General features: G+C 47.5%; 1 protein-coding gene. It reads left to right on the top strand.

Annotated elements, in window-relative coordinates:
- Window positions 1–807: fumarylacetoacetate hydrolase family protein (locus MOMUL_RS15210; RefSeq protein ID WP_062286253.1), on the top strand; the 807-nt coding region annotated here is incomplete at its 5' end.
- Between the last annotated feature and the right edge of the window lie 4 nt (window positions 808–811).

An 811-nucleotide genomic window follows, 5' to 3' on the forward strand; every position in this document is an offset into this window, starting at 1 on the left:
AAAGAACTAGCGACGCAGCCCTACCAGTTAGCCGATGCTGTGGTACCAACGGAGATGGTAGCCTTCTTAAAAGGAGGCAGCCAGGCAATAGAGGCAGCCAGGAAAGCGGTAGATTATGTAAAGAGCAATCCTGGTGCGAGCGGTCCCAACGGGGAGAAATTGGTGTACAATCTGAGAGATGTAAAGGTCCTAAATCCCGTGAAGCCCACGAAGATTATCTGCATAGGTCGCTCCTTCATGAGCCATGTGCAGATAGGAAATTTAGACGTACCCGATGAACCCCATATATTCTTTAAACCTCACAGTTCGATTGTTGAACCGGAAGGATATGTGTTGTTACCGAAGGTATGGCCAGATAAAGTTACTTATGGTACGGAACTGACGGCGGTAATCGGTAAGAAAGGCAAAAACTTCACCAAAGAAGAAGCCTATGAGTATGTAGCCGGCTGGACCATTTTGAATGACGTAACGTGCCGGGGCATGCTCTATCCCAAGAATAAAACGTTTGACACCTTTGCACCGTTTGGGCCCTACATCGTACCTTTTGACCAGATTCCAGACCCGCAAAAAGTGGAGCTAAAATTCCGGGTTAACGGGGAATGGAAACAGGAAGGTAATACCAAAGACATGATGTGGACCATTCCAGAAATCATCGCCAACGTATCCCAGCATATGACCCTGGAAGTAGGGGACATCATAGCGCTGGGAGATATTGGCGCTCCGGACACCGTAAAAGAGGGCGACATAATGGAAGCCATCATACCCGAAATCGGTGTTTTACGTAACCCGGTCAAAAAAGAAGAATAAGGAT

Source organism: Moorella mulderi DSM 14980 (genome assembly GCF_001594015.1).
GTDB lineage: Bacteria > Bacillota > DSM-521 > Neomoorellales > Neomoorellaceae > Neomoorella > Neomoorella mulderi.